At 40.4% G+C, this 16,302-nt stretch carries 16 protein-coding genes; 10 read left to right on the forward strand and 6 right to left on the reverse strand.

Annotated features, from left to right (window positions below; translation table 11 throughout):
• The first annotated feature begins 128 nt into the window (after window positions 1–128).
• Window positions 129–1,031 (forward strand): TIGR01777 family oxidoreductase, encoded by a 903-nt coding sequence (locus tag B3394_RS12735; protein WP_286924924.1) that lies wholly within the window; start codon window positions 129–131, stop codon window positions 1,029–1,031.
• A 74-nt stretch (window positions 1,032–1,105) separates the two neighbouring features.
• Here the strand turns inward: B3394_RS12735 and B3394_RS12740 are convergent, their stop codons facing one another.
• On the reverse strand, window positions 1,106–1,771 hold the full coding sequence (locus B3394_RS12740) for a YceI family protein (RefSeq protein ID WP_177732952.1): 666 nt from the start codon (window positions 1,769–1,771) through the stop codon (window positions 1,106–1,108).
• 319 nt (window positions 1,772–2,090) lie between these two features.
• Between B3394_RS12740 and B3394_RS12745 the strand changes: the two genes are divergently transcribed.
• From B3394_RS12745 to B3394_RS12785, 9 genes are all read left to right on the forward strand, one after another.
• Window positions 2,091–2,633 carry a nucleotide exchange factor GrpE gene (locus B3394_RS12745; RefSeq protein WP_394353040.1) on the forward strand — a complete coding sequence of 181 codons (543 nt, stop codon included), beginning with the start codon at window positions 2,091–2,093 and terminating at the stop codon, window positions 2,631–2,633.
• Window positions 2,634–2,732: 99 nt separating this feature from the next.
• Complete coding sequence (gene dnaJ, locus B3394_RS12750; RefSeq protein WP_177732956.1) at window positions 2,733–3,860, forward strand: molecular chaperone DnaJ; 1,128 nt, start codon at window positions 2,733–2,735, stop codon at window positions 3,858–3,860.
• Window positions 3,861–4,022: 162 nt separating this feature from the next.
• Window positions 4,023–4,946, forward strand: coding sequence for an ABC transporter ATP-binding protein (locus B3394_RS12755; protein ID WP_177732957.1), 924 nt, complete (start codon window positions 4,023–4,025; stop codon window positions 4,944–4,946).
• Window positions 4,946–6,250 (forward strand): ABC transporter permease, encoded by a 1,305-nt coding sequence (locus tag B3394_RS12760; RefSeq protein ID WP_177732959.1) that lies wholly within the window; start codon window positions 4,946–4,948, stop codon window positions 6,248–6,250. Before B3394_RS12755 ends, B3394_RS12760 begins: the two co-directional genes overlap by 1 nt.
• 8 nt (window positions 6,251–6,258) lie before the next feature.
• Window positions 6,259–7,098 carry a mechanosensitive ion channel family protein gene (locus B3394_RS12765; protein WP_286924974.1) on the forward strand — a complete coding sequence of 280 codons (840 nt, stop codon included), beginning with the start codon at window positions 6,259–6,261 and terminating at the stop codon, window positions 7,096–7,098.
• An 87-nt stretch (window positions 7,099–7,185) separates the two neighbouring features.
• A complete protein-coding gene (locus B3394_RS12770; protein WP_177732963.1) occupies window positions 7,186–8,349 on the forward strand; it encodes a sigma-54-dependent transcriptional regulator in 1,164 nt (387 codons plus the stop codon).
• A gap of 59 nt (window positions 8,350–8,408) precedes the next feature.
• The gene (locus tag B3394_RS12775) at window positions 8,409–9,056 is read left to right on the forward strand and encodes a DEAD/DEAH box helicase (protein ID WP_273246792.1); all 648 of its coding nucleotides are present in this window, start codon (window positions 8,409–8,411) and stop codon (window positions 9,054–9,056) included.
• 2 nt (window positions 9,057–9,058) lie between these two features.
• Window positions 9,059–9,280 carry a putative signal transducing protein gene (locus tag B3394_RS12780; RefSeq protein ID WP_177732967.1) on the forward strand — a complete coding sequence of 74 codons (222 nt, stop codon included), beginning with the start codon at window positions 9,059–9,061 and terminating at the stop codon, window positions 9,278–9,280.
• Between the two features lie 189 nt (window positions 9,281–9,469).
• The gene (locus tag B3394_RS12785; RefSeq protein ID WP_286924981.1) at window positions 9,470–11,101 is read left to right on the forward strand and encodes an ABC-F family ATP-binding cassette domain-containing protein; all 1,632 of its coding nucleotides are present in this window, start codon (window positions 9,470–9,472) and stop codon (window positions 11,099–11,101) included.
• A 53-nt stretch (window positions 11,102–11,154) separates the two neighbouring features.
• Here B3394_RS12785 and B3394_RS12790 read toward each other — a convergent pair whose 3' ends face one another.
• From B3394_RS12790 to B3394_RS12810, 5 genes are all read right to left on the reverse strand, one after another.
• Window positions 11,155–12,312, reverse strand: a complete 1,158-nt coding sequence (locus B3394_RS12790) for an ABC transporter permease (protein WP_286924984.1) — start codon at window positions 12,310–12,312, stop codon at window positions 11,155–11,157.
• 2 nt (window positions 12,313–12,314) lie between these two features.
• Entirely contained in the window at window positions 12,315–13,268 is a 954-nt protein-coding gene (locus tag B3394_RS12795) for an HlyD family secretion protein (protein ID WP_177732973.1), read from the reverse strand.
• A 12-nt stretch (window positions 13,269–13,280) separates the two neighbouring features.
• Window positions 13,281–14,666, reverse strand: coding sequence for a TolC family protein (locus B3394_RS12800; RefSeq protein ID WP_286924985.1), 1,386 nt, complete (start codon window positions 14,664–14,666; stop codon window positions 13,281–13,283).
• A 1-nt stretch (window position 14,667) separates the two neighbouring features.
• Window positions 14,668–15,114, reverse strand: coding sequence for a MarR family winged helix-turn-helix transcriptional regulator (locus B3394_RS12805; RefSeq protein WP_286924989.1), 447 nt, complete (start codon window positions 15,112–15,114; stop codon window positions 14,668–14,670).
• A 278-nt stretch (window positions 15,115–15,392) separates the two neighbouring features.
• Entirely contained in the window at window positions 15,393–16,226 is an 834-nt protein-coding gene (locus tag B3394_RS12810) for a DUF6929 family protein (protein WP_177732979.1), read from the reverse strand.
• Window positions 16,227–16,302: the final 76 nt, after the last annotated feature.

Genomic DNA, 16,302 nt, shown 5'->3' on the forward strand with positions numbered 1-16,302 from the left:
ACTTAAATAGCTTTCATATTATTCTTATTGCATATAAATTTGTAATAAAAAGCTGAAAATGAAATGAATGAAGCAGTTTTGAAAGCAGGCTCGAATCATTTTATAATCAGTAAAAAGAAAGAGGAAATATGAAAGTTTTAATTACAGGAGCTACCGGTTTAGTAGGGAAAGAATTGGTTTCGTTGCTGTTACAAAACGGTGTAGCGATTCATTATCTTACCACTTCCAAAAAGAAAATTGAAGGAGAAGCGTTGTATCAGGGGTTTTTCTGGAACCCGGAACAGGGGCTAATCGATGAAAACTGCCTGCTGGGTGTGGATGTTATTATCCATCTGGCTGGAGCCTCGATATCCAAACGCTGGACAAGCTCCTATAAAGAAGAAATTATCGAAAGCCGGATCCTATCGGCTAATGTGCTGTATAAGGCACTTAAAAACAATCCCAATCAGGTTAAACAGATCATCAGTGCTTCGGCTGTCGGGATATACCCGGATAGTCTAACGGCAGTATATGGCGAAGAGGAAAAAGCGGTGAGCGATACTTTTCTGGGTAATGTGGTCCTGAAATGGGAAGAAGCGGCAGAGCAATTCAAAAGGCTGGATATTGCGGTCTGTAAGCTGCGTTTCGGTCTGGTATTGTCCGGCCAGGGTGGTGCTTTACCCAGTATGGTAAGGCCGGTAAAAATGGGAATCGGTTCCGGTTTCGGCTCCGGCAAACAATATTTTTCCTGGATACATATACACGATCTGGCAGACATGATCTATTTCGCGGTTCAGAACAACTGGAGCGGTGTGTATAATGCTGTGGCGCCCAATCCGGTTACCAATAACGAATTGATGAAGGCGATAGCAAAAGCCCTTCAAAATGATATCGTGCTGCCCAATACGCCGCGTTTGTTAATGAAACTGCTGCTGGGTGAAATGCATCTTTTGCTGTTTGAAAGTCAAAAGGTGAGTGCGCAGAAAGTTTTGGATAATGGTTTTCAGTTCAAATACAAAAACCTGGATAAGGCACTGGATAATCTGTTATAGCCGGAAACAAAAAAAGTGCTGAAATTTTCAGCACTTTAGTGGAATTATAATCGTAAGTAAGATGAAGTAATAAATTATTTTGTTGCTTTTACGCTAACTTTAAGTTCGATATCGTCATTGATAAATTTGTCACCTAAATTGTCAAAAACAGATTTAGAGCCATAATTTACATTCCATAATGTTCTGTTAATGGTAAAAGAATCACTGTCAATGCTGATGCCTTTATCGTCAACCGTTACGGTTGCAGGGAACTTAACGCTTTTGGTAATATCTTTTAACGTTAAGTTACCTTCTATCATTTTCTTGCCGGCTTCGTCGGTTACTTTTGTAATCTCGAAAACACCTTCAGGGTATTTTTTTGTATTGAAGAAATGATCAACATCGCTTTCTTTTCCAAGACCTTTTAAATGTCCTTCCAGTGATGCTTTGTCATCACCTTTTAAATCGGTTACAGTAATGGAAGTCATGTCGATGAAAAACTTACCGGTTTCGATAACGCCGTCTTTGGCATACAATTCACCATTTTTCAAAGCGATGGTTCCGGTGTGCTTTCCTGTTGGTTTGGTTGCTACCCAGTTTATAGTAGAAGCTTTCGCGTCAACATTAAACTTTACGGCTTCGTTTGAAGTTACCGGTGCCTCAACAGTTTCTTTTATTTCTGCTTCATTAGCCTTGTCTTTTTTACAGGAAACAACAGATAATGTTGCCAAAACCAATAAACTTAAAATGCCTTTTTTCATAGAAAATAATTTTTTAGTTTCCACAAACTTATCGAAATCAAATTGAAAACTTCTTAAAATTATATTAAATTTCTTTTATAAAATACTATGAAAGCATACTTTTTTATCGTTTTTGAGTCGCTTTTACATTTTTTATAAAGGCTGCCGGAAGCAGGAATTACGCCAGATCCGGCCTGAAAAAACGGCCGGTTATACTGCCTTAAACAATGGAAAATGAAAATAGTAGGTGACAAATTGACATTTTTAAATATTTGGCAATACTTTTGCAATCCGAAAATGACACGATTATAGCATAATGTTCAAGAAAATATTTAAAAATATGAGCCAGGAAAATACTGAAAACATAGAAAAAGAGCAATTACAAGGAGATAATGTTTCAGAAAACCAAGCAATTCCTCAGCCGGAACTTACCGTTGAGGAGCAGTTACAGGAAGAAGTAGCCAAAGAAAAAGACAAATTCCTGAGATTGTTTGCGGAATTTGAAAATTATAAAAAGCGTACTTCAAAAGAACGCCTGGAATTGTTTAAAACGGCCAATCAGGAAGTATTGCAGGCAATGCTGCCGGTAGTGGACGATTTTGACAGAGCCTTGCCGGAAATTGCAAAAACATTGGGTGATGAAAACCTGATGAAAGGCGTGAGTTTGATTTATGAAAAATTAAAATCCACTTTAGTTGCTAAAGGACTTGAGGAAGTAGCAGTAAAAGCAGGTGATGCTTTTAATGCAGACTTCGCTGAGGCAATTACATTAATCCCGGCACCTTCAGAAGACCTGAAAGGTAAAATAGTGGATGTAATTGAAAAAGGGTATAAACTTGGGGATAAGATTATCCGATTCCCTAAAGTAGTGGTAGGACAATAATAAAAGAATAGCAATAGAATTACAAAAAGCAAGCCGAAAGAGGGACTACCGACAGTGATTTGCTTTTTGTGATTTGATATTTACGAACGTAATCAGTTTATGAAAAAAGATTTTTACGAAATATTAGGAATAGATAAAAGCGCTACGGCAGAGCAGATCAAAAAAGCTTACCGTAAAAAAGCTATTGAATATCATCCTGATAAGAATCCGGGAGATAAAGAAGCGGAAGAAAAATTTAAAGTAGCAGCCGAAGCTTATGAAGTGCTGAGTGATCCTGACAAAAAAGCACGTTATGACCAGTATGGTCATGCAGCCTTTGACGGTGCAGGAGGATTTGGCGGCGGCCACATGAATATGGATGATATTTTCAGCCAGTTCGGAGATATTTTCGGAAGCGCTTTTGGCGGCGGATTCAGTGGATTCGGTGGCGGATTCGGCGGTGGCGGTGGTCAGCGTCGTATGAAAGGAAGCAATTTGCGTATTAAAGTAAAATTAACTTTGGAAGAAATTGCGAACGGTGTTGAGAAAAAAGTAAAAGTAAAAAGAAAAGTTCAGGCTCAGGGCGTTACTTATAAAACCTGTCCAACCTGTCACGGATCGGGTCAGGTAACCAAAATTACCAATACGATTTTAGGAAGAATGCAAACTGCTTCTCCGTGTCATACCTGTAGCGGTACCGGTCAGATTATTGACAGCAAACCTTCGCAGGCAGATGCTCAGGGAATGATTTTGGAAGACGAAACCGTATCAATCAAAATCCCGGCAGGTGTTGTGGATGGCATGCAGTTAAAAGTAGCCGGAAAAGGGAACGATGCTCCGGGAGCAAACAGCGTACCGGGTGATTTAATTGTTGCCATTGAAGAAGTAGAGCACGAAAAACTAAAGCGTGAAGGCGAAAATTTACATTATGACCTGTATATCAGTTTTGCGGAAGCAGCCTTAGGGACTTCCAAAGATATAGAAGCCGTAAACGGTAAAGTTCGTATCAAACTGGAAGAAGGAATTCAGTCCGGAAAAATATTACGTCTCAAAGGAAAAGGAATACCAAGCCTAAACAGCTACGGAAGCGGTGACTTACTGGTTCACGTTAACGTATGGACGCCAAAAACACTAAACAAAGAACAAAAACAGTTCTTTGAAAAGATGGTGGATGACGAGAATTTTATTCCAAATCCTGAGAAATCAGACAAATCATTTTTTGAAAAAGTTAAAGACATGTTTTCATAATGATTATAAAAGTTATACTTTTGAGAATCACTAGTTAAGGCTGGTGAATTCTTTTTCATAGCAATTTTTCCCATCCTTGCGAAAATCGAGGGTGGGTTTTTTGTAACAATTGGAGCCAGTGCGTGTCTAATTTATTACTTTTACAAAAATCTATTCTAACAAATGAGTTCAATCTTAGAGGTTAAAAATGTAGTAAAACAATATGGTGATTATACTGCATTAAATAATGTTTCCTTACAAGTACCCAAAGGAAGTATCTACGGACTTTTAGGCCCTAACGGAGCCGGAAAAACATCCCTGATTCGTATTATAAACCAGATTACACTGCCGGATAGCGGAGAGGTGATCCTTGACGGTGAAAAACTGTCGCCGCATCACGTACAGCATATCGGCTATATGCCGGAAGAAAGAGGACTGTATAAAACCATGAAAGTGGGAGAACAGGCCTTGTACCTGGCGCAATTGAAAGGATTGTCAAAAGAAGAAGCGAAAAAACAGCTGCAATACTGGTTTGAAAAATTAGAGATCCAGGGATGGTGGAATAAGAAAATCCAGGAACTTTCTAAAGGGATGGCACAAAAAATCCAGTTTGTGGTAACGGTATTGCACCAGCCAAAACTGTTGATTTTTGATGAACCGTTTTCGGGATTTGACCCGGTAAATGCCAACCTTATCAAAGACGAAATATTAGAATTAAAGAAAAAAGGGGCTACCATTATCTTTTCGACCCACCGTATGGAAAGCGTGGAAGAAATGTGTGACGATATTGCGCTGATCCACAAATCCAACAAACTGATTGAAGGCAAACTGGTGGATGTTAAAAAAGAACACAGAACCAATTCTTTCGAAGTGGGCGTATTGTCAGACAATGTAGAACGCTTAATGTATGAGCTAACGCAGCAGTTTACGCTGCAGCAAACAAACTTTAAATCGTTAAACGACGAGTTGAAACTGGAAGTGCAAATCGGAAATCAGACGCCTAATGCGCTTTTAAACATACTGACGCAAAACGGGCAGGTAACCCATTTTGTGGAAAAAATTCCAAGTGTGAACGATATTTTTATTCAAACAGTAAGTCAGAAATAATGAGTGTTTTAGCCTTAATTATAAAGAGAGAATTTATCGCCAAAGTGCGTAATAAGTCATTTATTGTAATGACGTTCCTGAGTCCGTTATTAATTGTCGGGATGTCATTCTTAATTGGCTATCTGGCGAGTATGAATGATGATGAAGTGAAAAAAATCGCCATTCATGATGAAGCCGGAATTTTAAAACAGGATTTTAAGAATACCAAAAAAATAACCTACGTTGACCTGTCGGCTATGCCGCTGAAAACCGCTAAGGATACCGCCAGTAAAAATTATGAAGGAATGATCTACGTTCCGAAAGTGGCCGATCCGAAAGAATTACTGAACAAAGTGGAATACATTTCCGACGACAGTCCGAATATGGATTTCATTGTCGAGGTAGAAAAGGTTATCGATAATCAGCTGACAAGAGGAAACCTGAAAGCGCTGGGTTTTGACTATGATAAAATTGAAAAAGCCAAAACAAATGCCAACATCCATTTAACCAGCTTTAATGGAGAAGAGCGTTTTAAATGGCTGAATATCATGAAAGTTGTTATTGGCGGTGCTTTTGGTTACCTGATTATGATGTTCATTATCATCTATGGAAACTTTGTAATGCGCAGCGTTATTGAAGAAAAAACAAACCGTATTATCGAAATTATTATATCGTCTGTAAAACCTTTCCAGCTGATGATGGGTAAAATCATCGGGAATTCGCTGGCCGGTATTTTGCAGTTTGCAATATGGGCGATAGTGGGAGTGATCCTGCTGGTTGGGGTTTCCTCATTCTTTGGTATCCAGACCGGTACGCAGGCAACTGTGGATCCGGAAATGCTGAATGCGGCACAACAGGAAATGGGTGGAACGATCCAGGCATATATCAGAGAAATTTTCAACCTTCCTTTGGGAACACTGGTAAGCTGTTTTGTAATCTACTTTATTGGCGGTTACTTTTTATACAGCTCCCTTTATGCGGCAATCGGTGCTGCAGTAGATAGCGAAACCGATTCGCAGCAATTTTTACTGCCTATTCTGATGCCGATGATGTTAGGGGTTTATGTTGGTTTTTTCACGGTGATGAACGATCCGCACGGAACCGTTGCAACGGTTTTCTCCATTATACCGTTAACCTCACCAATAGTTATGCTGATGCGGATTCCGTTTGGTGTGCCTTGGTGGCAATTAGTGCTTTCCATAGCATTGCTGTTCGGAACATTCCTGTTAGTGGTGTGGTTTGCATCAAAAATATACAGAGTGGGAATCCTGATGTACGGTAAAAAACCAACCTGGAAAGAATTATTCAAATGGTTAAAATATTAAACTAAGGAATGTTGGATGAATTAAAAGACATACTCGGATTTAAATTAATAGACACCAGGAATATCGATTTTTCGGTGGTGAATTTAATTGTCCTGGTGGTGGCTTTAATGATGACGGGAGTCGTTTTAAAATTCATCCTGAAAGTAATTACCCGGAAGATACCGGCAGAAGACAAAAACAAATTTGTAAGCGTATTCCAGTTTTTTAAATACATCGTTTACCTGTTCGTAGTCATGTTTACACTCCATTCATCCGGAGTGAACATGAATGTCTTTTTAACTGCTTCGGCGGCGCTTTTTGTAGGGATCGGACTGGCATTGCAAACCTTTTTTCAGGATATTATTTCCGGAATACTGATGATCCTGGACCAGTCGTTGCACATTGGCGATATTATTGAAGTAGACGGAAAAGTGGGACAGGTAACGGAAATCCGGTTGCGAACAACAAGAGCCGTAACCCGTAACGACAGGGTGATGATCATCCCGAATCATAAGTTTATGAGTGAAACCCTGTTTAACTGGACACAGAACAACAGTACAAACCGGGATCAGGTATCGGTGGGAGTGGCTTACGGAAGTGATGTGCGGCTGGTTAAAAAATTACTGGAAGACTGTGTGAGAGAAACCGAAGGCGTTTTAACAGACAAAGAGGTGATTGCGATCTTTGAAGATTTCGGAGATTCTGCCCTCAGTTTTTCCGTTTTCTTTTATGTGGGCAACGGAATGAGAACACCGAGGGTTCAGAGTGAGATCCGCTTTAAAATAGAAGAGGCTTTTCGGCAACATAAAATTTCGATTCCTTTTCCGCAGAGTGAGGTTACCATTATAAACCGGCAAAATAAAGCCTGATGAAAGCAGTTTAGCATAAACTTCACAAACTTTATTTTGCTTTTTGCTATTTTAGCAAGAGATAAATATTCAAAAACGAATCATAAAATGCCTAAGATATTAATAATAGAAGACGAAGCAGCTATCCGGAGAGTATTGACAAAAATACTGTCTGAGGAGAATGATACCTATATCGTTGAAGAAGCGGAAGACGGACTTAAGGGATTGGAAAAGATTAAAAATGAAGATTACGATCTGGTACTTTGTGATATCAAGATGCCCAAGATGGACGGAGAAGAAGTGCTGGAAGCGGTAAAAAAGATAAAACCGGAAATTCCGATGGTGATGATCTCCGGACACGGCGATCTTGAAACAGCGGTTAATACCATGCGTTTGGGAGCGTTTGACTATATTTCCAAACCGCCCGATTTAAACCGTTTGCTAAATACGGTCCGCAATGCCTTAGACAGAAAACAACTCGTTGTTGAAAATAAAATACTAAAGAAAAAAGTCAGTAAAAACTACGAGATGATCGGGAATAGCGAGCCTATTAACCACATCAAGGAGATTATTGACAAAGTAGCGCCCACAGAAGCGCGGGTACTGATAACCGGACCTAACGGAACCGGAAAAGAACTGGTTGCCCACCAGCTGCATGAAAAAAGCGAACGGGCTGCGGCACCCTTGATAGAAGTGAACTGTGCTGCGATTCCGTCCGAATTGATCGAAAGTGAATTATTCGGTCACGTAAAAGGAGCTTTTACTTCGGCTGTAAAGGATCGTGCCGGAAAGTTTGAAGCGGCCGATAAGGGAACCATCTTCCTGGATGAAATAGGCGATATGAGCCTTCCAGCCCAGGCAAAAGTACTGAGAGCTTTACAGGAAAACATGATTACCCGTGTAGGGGCGGATAAAGACATAAAAGTAGATGTCCGTATTGTGGCAGCAACCAATAAAGACCTTAAAAAAGAAATTGAAGAAGGACGCTTTAGAGAAGATTTATACCACCGTCTGGCGGTAATCTTAATTAAAGTACCGGCGCTTAACGACAGAAGAGACGATATCCCGTTGCTGGTAAAACACTTTGCCGAAAAAATTGCTTCCGAACAGGGAAATACGGCAAAGAAATTTTCGGCTGCTGCAGTAAAACTGTTACAGGAATATGACTGGACCGGAAATATCCGGGAACTGCGCAATGTGATTGAACGGTTAATCATTTTAGGCGGAGCGGAAATATCGGAGAATGACGTGAAAATGTTCGCGAGCAAATAGCAATAAGTAGTAAAAAATAAAAGACAGCAGCGCAAGCTTCTGTTCCTTTCTTTATACAGATGAAATTAAAAAAGATAAATGAAAAACTGGCATTAGCCTTGTCAGAAAACGGGATTCAAACGCCTAATGAAATACAGAAAGACTGCTTCGGAACCCTTAAAAGCGGAGCCGATGCGGTAATTATCATGCCGTCAAAAGGAGGTAAAACCACCACAATTGTTTATACCGTTATCCAGAAACTGGAAAAGGCCGAAGGCGAATCGACCAGAGCCCTGATCATGGTGAAAGACAAGGAAGAAGTGCTGAAAATGGTTGAACTGTTTAAAAAGTTTGGCAATTACCATGACCTTCGTGTTTTCGGAACACATGATAAAGGGGATATCGATTATGATAAAAACCACATTTCACTGGGAATTGACGTTCTTATCGGGACACCGACAAAAATCAATGCCATGTTCTCTTCGGCAGGATTCAACATGAACACGATTAAGATGTTTGTGATTGATGATTCCGATGAACTTTTCAAACTGCGTATGGATGCCATCGTATTGCGCCTGTCGAGCAGTATTGAAAAAACACAGCGTTTGTTCTTCTCGGAAAATCTGACCGAAAGAGTAGAAGTGCTGGCCGATAAAATCATGATCGAACCGTATCTGTTCGGTGTAGACGATTATGAAGAGGATGAAGACGAAAATTTATACATATAATTATGGGAATGATGAAAGTGTTTTCAGGGAGTGAAACTTTAGCACTCACTTTGCAAACAAAACTGGAAGAAGCCGGCGTGGATACAATTGTTAAAAACAATGTTCAAACGGCAAAAGTGAGCGGTGCCGGAGCAAAAGGCCTGGCGGTTGAAGTGTTTATTAATGAAGCTTATTTTGCAAAAGCAAATCCCGTTATTGAAGCCTTCAGGATGAGTCTTGGATAGCCAGAAGAATACAGTATTACAACAAAAGCCGGTCGATAAAACCGGCTTTCGTTTTTCAAACAACCGGAAATTTCAGTAAAGAATAAAAAAGCTGTAAACTCTGCTGTTAAGAAACTGAATAACTGTTCAATAAAAAACTATCTTTGCGCCTTTAAAAATAAAAGCATAACACATTCATAAAACCATACAATGATTACAGTTAACGATATTTCGGTACAATTTGGAGGAACCACATTATTCAGTGATGTGACTTTCGCCATCAATGAAAATGATAAGATAGCTTTAATGGGTAAAAACGGAGCTGGAAAATCTACTTTACTTAAAATTATTGCAGGTGTGAACAAACCTTCAACAGGAAATATTTCTGCACCCAAAGAAGCCGTAATAGCCTATTTGCCACAGCATTTATTAACGAAAGATGATGCGACCGTTTTTGAAGAAACCTCCAAAGCATTTGCCACCATTTTCGAAATGAAAAATGAAATAGATGCCATCAACGAACAGTTAACCGTTCGTACGGATTATGAAAGTGACGAGTACATGAAATTAATTGAAAGAGTTTCCGAGTTAAGTGAGAAATTCTATTCGATTGAAGAAGTAAACTATGAAGCGGAAATAGAAAAAGTACTGAAAGGTTTGGGATTTGTAAGAGAAGATTTTACAAGACCTACTTCGGAGTTCAGCGGTGGATGGAGAATGAGAATCGAGCTGGCAAAAATCTTATTGCAGAAACCCGATTTGATTTTACTGGATGAGCCAACGAACCACATGGATATTGAAAGTATCCAGTGGCTGGAAGACTTCCTGATCAATTCTGCCAAAGCGGTAATGGTAATTTCCCACGACCGTGCTTTTGTTGATAACATTACCAATCGTACTATTGAAGTAACAATGGGACGTATCTATGATTATAAAGCCAAATATTCCGATTATCTGGAATTGCGTAAAGACCGTCGCGTGCACCAGCAAAAAGCATACGATGAGCAGCAAAAAATGATCGCGGAAACACAGGAATTTATTGACCGTTTTAAAGGAACCTATTCCAAAACCTTACAGGTACAATCCCGTGTGAAGATGCTGGAAAAACTGGAAATTGTAGAGGTAGACGAAGTGGATACTTCGGCACTGCGTTTAAAATTCCCGCCCTCACCGCGTTCCGGGCAATATCCGGTAGTTGTGGAAGGATTGTCCAAAGCCTATGACAACCATGTGGTTTTTAACGATGCCAATATGGTTATTGAAAGAGGGGAGAAAGTAGCCTTTGTAGGGAAAAACGGAGAAGGAAAATCGACCATGATCAAAGCGATCATGAACGAAATTAACTTTGAAGGAAAACTGGAAGTGGGACACAATGTTAAGATCGGATACTTCGCCCAGAACCAGGCGTCATTATTGGACGAGAATGTAACTGTTTTTGAAACAATCGATCATATTGCCGTGGGTGACATCCGTACCAAGATCAAGGATTTGTTAGGAGCGTTTATGTTTAGTGGTGACAACACCACTAAAAAAGTAAAAGTATTGTCCGGAGGAGAAAAAACCCGTCTGGCAATGATCAAACTGTTGCTGGAGCCGGTTAATGTCCTGATTCTGGATGAGCCTACGAACCACCTGGATATGAAAACCAAGGATATCATCAAAGATGCGCTAAAAGATTTTGACGGAACGCTGATCCTGGTATCGCACGACCGTGACTTCCTGGACGGACTGGCGACAAAAGTATTCGAATTCGGAAACAAAAGAGTTAAAGAACACTTTGAAGATATTAAAGGATTCCTGGAATTAAAGAAAATGGAAAACCTGAGAGAGATTGAAAAATAAGCTATTCAGGGAATATAATAAAAAGGGCGGTTAATCTAATAACCGCCCTTTTTTTATTCGTTTTTCAAAATGCTTTTTCGTTTGTAGTATAAGGCAATATAGGATGCAATCCCGCAAACGAGCCCGATGATAATCATGTTGCGCAGCGCACTAACCGTTTGGGATAACTCCCCGTTTTCGATAATCAGTATCCGGAAAGCCTTCAGGAAATGTGTTAGCGGAATCACATCGGCAACACATTGCACCCAAAACGGCATCTGGCTTAACGGCCATGTAAAACCACTCAAAATAAAACTGGGTGTGGCAATTACCATTAAAATTTCGGTTGCTTTAAGCTGGTTCGGAACCAGTATGCTAACCAGTACGCCGATAAAGCAGACGGAAATCACAAAGATGCCGGCCACAAAAGTAAGCGGTAACAGGTTGTCAAAAAACGGAATCCGGAACCATAATGTAAACAGCCAGTACAGGATCCATAATCCGAAACTCATAAGCAGATACGGAATGATTTTAACAGCCATCAGCTTTAACAGGGACGGACATTTCTGAACCAGCTCCCGGAATGTTCCGTTTTCATACTCGGAGGCAAACGATAGCGCAAGCCCTAACAGTAAAACCTGCTGTAAAACGGTTGCCAGTACGCCCGGCCAGAGGAAATACATATAATTCGTGCTGCGGTTGTACTTTTTGATAAAAGTCGTTCTGAACGGTTCGTATTGCGTCATGACGAGGTTTTCGGGAGTACCTTGCTTGCGAAGGGTTTCAATCTGCACGCCGGCTTTTAAAGTACCCAGGCAGACCTGTAAAGCCGAAGAAGCATAATTGGCCGTCAGCACATTTGAAGTGTTGACGATCGTAATGATTTCCGGGTACTTTTTAGTGAGTACCTTCTTTTCAAATCCTTTCGGGATCATGACCACACAGGCAGCTTCTTTGTCGATGGTGACTTTTGATAAATTGTTCTGATCATACAGCGTTGCGGCAACATTCAGGACCTCATTGTCTTCAAACATCTGAATGGCTTTCGCACTCATCTCGCTGCGGTCTTCATCTACCACTACAATCGGCAGGTCGGTTACCTTACCTTTACCGTAAACATAACCCAATAAGATACCGTATAAAAGCGGTGCTCCGATAAACAATAACCGAAGGACCTTATTTTGCCAGAAGAACCGGAACTCTCTTTTAAAAAGGGACCAAAAGTTTTCCATAATTATAAGGATAAGGTTACTGTGGTTTTGGTAATCAGCTCTTTTGACGCGTTAATGTCTACAGGCGTAATCCTGATTTCAAACAGGCTTTCCTGCATTTCATAATCCGGATAAGCGGTAGCGATATTACCGTAGGCTCCCAATTGTTTTATGGTGGAAACCCTGCCTTTCATTTCTTTCTTTTTATACGGGACATATACGGACAGCTCCTGACCTTTTTTAACTTTATCCAGCTGGCTTTCCGGTAAGGTAAAACGGAAATAAGTAGTATTGTCCAGATAGCCGTTAAACAGGGTATAACCCGGTAAGGCTAATTCGCCTACATTGAGCGTAATGGTTTCAATGCTCATATCCTGCGGGGCGATGATATAGCGTTCCTTGTCGGCTGTTTCCACTTCCTGCAACGCGCCAAGTGCGCGGTCCTGTTGGCCTAAAGCCATTGTTTGCTGTTCAATTCGGGCCCCTCTTCGGGCATCGTCAAGTTCAGCCTGAACGGCGATATACTGCGATTGGGCACCCTGATATTTGGCAAAAGCCTCGTCATAGGTTTGCTGCGACACCAATGAGTCTTTGAGCATATTACTCAACCGGCGGATGGATTTTTGTGCAAAATCATATTGTTCCTTTAAGGCTTTTTGTTTGGCTTCCAGCTGTTTGATCTGGTTGTCGGTAGCGCCTTTTACCGCCATTTTATATTGTGCTTTGGCAGAAACCACAGCACCTTCTGCCTGATTTTTTTTAGCGTCTACTTCCGGAATATCCAACAATGCCAGCGTATCGCCTTTTTTGACCAGATCGCCTTCTTTAACGAAGACCTTTAGTATTTTTCCAGGAATCTTGCTCACCACGGCAATTTGTTCTTTTTCGACTTTGCCCTGGATTTTTCCATCATTTTTTGATTGACCACATCCAATGATCAAGGAGGTTAGTGTCAGTAAAGTGATTAATTGTCTCATAGGTTCCTGATTTTATTTGGATAACTGTTTGGTTAGTTCCCCGGTTGCTATTATGGTTTCGATGGCGGCTAAACGCTGCTCGATTAAAGTGTTTACTTTGTTTAAAGAAGCTTTGTACAAATCGTTCTCGGCTTCCAGACGCTCCGAAATATTGATTAAGCCTTCTTTATACTGTTTGACAGCCAGATTCAGATTGTTGCCGGCTACCTTTTCCTGCTGGCTGGCGATTGCTGTTTTTTGATTCAGTACCGTATAATTGACGAAATTGTTTTCCAGAAGCAGTTGCAGTTTTTCTTTGGTATCGTCTATCTGGTTCTGTACCTGTTCAATATTGATCTTGGCTTCGTGTACTTTGTGTTTTCGTTCAAACCCGCTGAATAATTCCCATTTTAAGGCAGCACCGATAATCCAGTTCTGGCTGATGGTCAGCTCATTTAAACCCAGATTCAGCGGCTGGTTCAGCAACGGAAGCGGCGGCGTGGTCGCATTGGCATCAAATAAACTGGAATAGGTCATCCCGCCAAAAGCACCCAAAGTGGGTAAATAGGTTCCTTTTTCTTTTTTCAGCGCATACTCATAAGCCGATTTGAACGATTGCAACGCTTTGATTTCCTGTTTGTTTTCGGTACTCAGGTTTTCATCCTGGATGAGATAGGGAACCAGATTGTACTGAACGTTTTTGATCTCACTATCGGAATAACCGGTAAGGTAATTGATCTTTTTATAGACAACTTTTCGTTTTCCTTCCAGTTCTATCTTTTTCGAACTCAGTTCCAGTGTGGCCAGCTTGATTTTATCCCGGTCATACGGAATGGCAAGTCCCTGTTCGATTGCTCTGCTAACGCGCAGTGTTTCGGCATTGAGTCTTTTCTCGCTGTCGTTGATTAGCCGTTCCACTTCGTTTAAAAGTGCCAGCTGGTCAAAAGTATTGATTACGTCTTTGATGATGCCGTCTTTTTCAGACTCCGTCAGGTAGGCAGTCCCGATGGCTTTCTGTTCGATGGCTTTGGCGCCGTTCGGAATTTGAAAACCGCTGAACAAAACTGTTTTTGCCATGATACCGCCGTGGAAAATATTGCCATAATTGTCAAAGGAAGTTTTGCCTTCCAGCAACGGATAATTGACAATGGGTACGTTTACGGTTGGAAAATCAACCATCAGCCGGTTGTCAAAGTACATATAAAGTGCTGTGGCTTCAACGGTGGGAATGTATTTGTTCCAGACACTTTTTTTCTGAAGGTTCAGCTTTTCAACTTCAAGATTTTTATTTTTTAGCGAACTGCTTTTTTCAATGGCTTTGGTAATGGCATCCTCCAGTGAAGTAGACACTTCAATCTGGGCATGAGCCTGGAAAAACAGGAATAGCGAAACGAAGGAAAGGAGTATGTTTTTTTTCATCTTATTTCTTTATTTCGAGGTTATCGTATATTTTTAAGAAAGTCTCCCGGACAATGCGGAGTTCATCCGGATCGATGCCCTTTACCGCTTCATTCACGGTAGCATCGACTACTTTCATAACCGTATTTTCAATAGATTTCCCTTTGTAGGTCAGGAAAATCAGGTTCAGGCGACGGTCTTTGGCGTCCGGTTTGCGGGTCACCAATCCTTCTTTTTCAAGATTGTCTACTAAACGGGTAATGCTTGGTTTATCCCTATAGGTTTCATCGGCAAGTACCTGCTGGGAACAACCGTCATTTTTCCAGAGTACTGCCAGTATGGACCATTTCTCTTTTGTTAAGCCAATATTGTTAGCCTTGAAATTATTCAGCAAAGCCCGGTTAAAAGCCGACTGTATTCTTCCGGATAATATATTGTATAAATTTTCAGTTGTAAAAATAGTTTCCATGACAATAGTTGTTTAAACAACTACAAAAGTAGCGACTTTTACCGGCTAATTCCTTATTTTTCTTGTTATTAACATTTTTTTATAAGAAATACGTTCCTATAAATGTAAGATATATTTTTCTAAAAACGATTCCTGGGTTGTGATTTTTTGGTTAATAATCACAGATTTGATCGCAATTTGAATGGTATTGTTATAAAGATGCTGACTGTAACAGCGGATTAAAAAAGGCATGAAGTTATCCTCCATGCCTTTTTTTGATTTTGCGGGTGTGCCGGAATTTATTTTTTCAGGCTTAATTGGTAAATGTCTGCCTGTAGTTTGTCGGTGTCATTGTCTTCACACAGCAGGAAGGTAATATCATCAGCCGACTGGCGGTAAACGGTTAAACCTTCAAACTTATGCGTGTCGGTGATTTTTCGGGTAAAATCAACTTTCATCTTTTCAATATCAATACAGCCGATAACGCTTCCCAAAACGGCACCGTCATTATAGGTTGAGGTCGTGTTTTCGGCAGCTGCCAAAAAGTATAGCTTATCATTCACGTGTACAGCATCGGTAAACCCGGTACGGACACCTTTAATTTTAGGTAATTTCAATTCGCTGAAAATAATGCTGAAATCATCGATAAGGTTTTTGCCCTGGATGGTAAAAACGATATTTTTCCCGGAACTTCCGTTGCCACGGTTAAAAAAGTACCAGCTTTCCCCAGTATAGGCAACTCCTTCAATATTGAAATTTTCCGGACTGATGGCGGCAAAACTTTGCATGGCCAGGTACAGATCGGAAAGATCGGTTTCGGAAATGACTTCCTTTGTTTTAGCATTAACTTTTACCATTTTGTTTCGGTTTTGTGTCGAACCGGAACCAAAAAGATAAAGCGTGTCCGCATAGGACGTTATTGCTTCAAAATCTGGTTTGATTTTTTTAGCAATGTTCTCAGCCGGATTATCCGCTAACGGATGGCGTTTCAGTTCGGAAGATTTCAGTTGGTATTCATATAAATAAGAACTGTTGTCGCTGATGATGTTTAACGTATTGTCCTTAAAAAACAAACCGGATGCCGAACCTACTCCGATAATTTGAAAGAGTAATTCCAATGTGAATCTATTCATGATTTTGCTGTTGAATTTGCTGTGTTCAAAGTACTGCAATATTTCCAGAATAAGGAAAAAAGTCGCCTGAAATTAC

It is taken from the genome of Flavobacterium sp. UBA4197 (assembly GCF_002379575.1).
GTDB classification, from domain to species: Bacteria; Bacteroidota; Bacteroidia; order Flavobacteriales; family Flavobacteriaceae; genus Flavobacterium; species Flavobacterium inviolabile.

What these genes read in the sequence shown, in the direction of transcription:
- B3394_RS12755 (WP_177732957.1), top strand. Translation starts at nt 4,023, where the DNA reads ATGAGTTCAATCTTAGAGGTTAAAAATGTAGTAAAACAATATGGTGAT.
- B3394_RS12785 (WP_286924981.1), top strand. Translation starts at nt 9,470, where the DNA reads ATGATTACAGTTAACGATATTTCGGTACAATTTGGAGGAACCACATTA.
- B3394_RS12765 (WP_286924974.1), top strand. Translation starts at nt 6,259, where the DNA reads ATGTTGGATGAATTAAAAGACATACTCGGATTTAAATTAATAGACACC.
- B3394_RS12810 (WP_177732979.1), bottom strand. Translation starts at nt 16,226, where the DNA reads ATGAATAGATTCACATTGGAATTACTCTTTCAAATTATCGGAGTAGGT.
- B3394_RS12800 (WP_286924985.1), bottom strand. Translation starts at nt 14,666, where the DNA reads ATGAAAAAAAACATACTCCTTTCCTTCGTTTCGCTATTCCTGTTTTTC.
- B3394_RS12735 (WP_286924924.1), top strand. Translation starts at nt 129, where the DNA reads ATGAAAGTTTTAATTACAGGAGCTACCGGTTTAGTAGGGAAAGAATTG.
- B3394_RS12805 (WP_286924989.1), bottom strand. Translation starts at nt 15,114, where the DNA reads ATGGAAACTATTTTTACAACTGAAAATTTATACAATATATTATCCGGA.
- B3394_RS12770 (WP_177732963.1), top strand. Translation starts at nt 7,186, where the DNA reads ATGCCTAAGATATTAATAATAGAAGACGAAGCAGCTATCCGGAGAGTA.
- B3394_RS12790 (WP_286924984.1), bottom strand. Translation starts at nt 12,312, where the DNA reads ATGGAAAACTTTTGGTCCCTTTTTAAAAGAGAGTTCCGGTTCTTCTGG.
- dnaJ (WP_177732956.1), top strand. Translation starts at nt 2,733, where the DNA reads ATGAAAAAAGATTTTTACGAAATATTAGGAATAGATAAAAGCGCTACG.
- B3394_RS12775 (WP_273246792.1), top strand. Translation starts at nt 8,409, where the DNA reads ATGAAATTAAAAAAGATAAATGAAAAACTGGCATTAGCCTTGTCAGAA.
- B3394_RS12745 (WP_394353040.1), top strand. Translation starts at nt 2,091, where the DNA reads ATGAGCCAGGAAAATACTGAAAACATAGAAAAAGAGCAATTACAAGGA.
- B3394_RS12795 (WP_177732973.1), bottom strand. Translation starts at nt 13,268, where the DNA reads ATGAGACAATTAATCACTTTACTGACACTAACCTCCTTGATCATTGGA.
- B3394_RS12760 (WP_177732959.1), top strand. Translation starts at nt 4,946, where the DNA reads ATGAGTGTTTTAGCCTTAATTATAAAGAGAGAATTTATCGCCAAAGTG.
- B3394_RS12780 (WP_177732967.1), top strand. Translation starts at nt 9,059, where the DNA reads ATGGGAATGATGAAAGTGTTTTCAGGGAGTGAAACTTTAGCACTCACT.
- B3394_RS12740 (WP_177732952.1), bottom strand. Translation starts at nt 1,771, where the DNA reads ATGAAAAAAGGCATTTTAAGTTTATTGGTTTTGGCAACATTATCTGTT.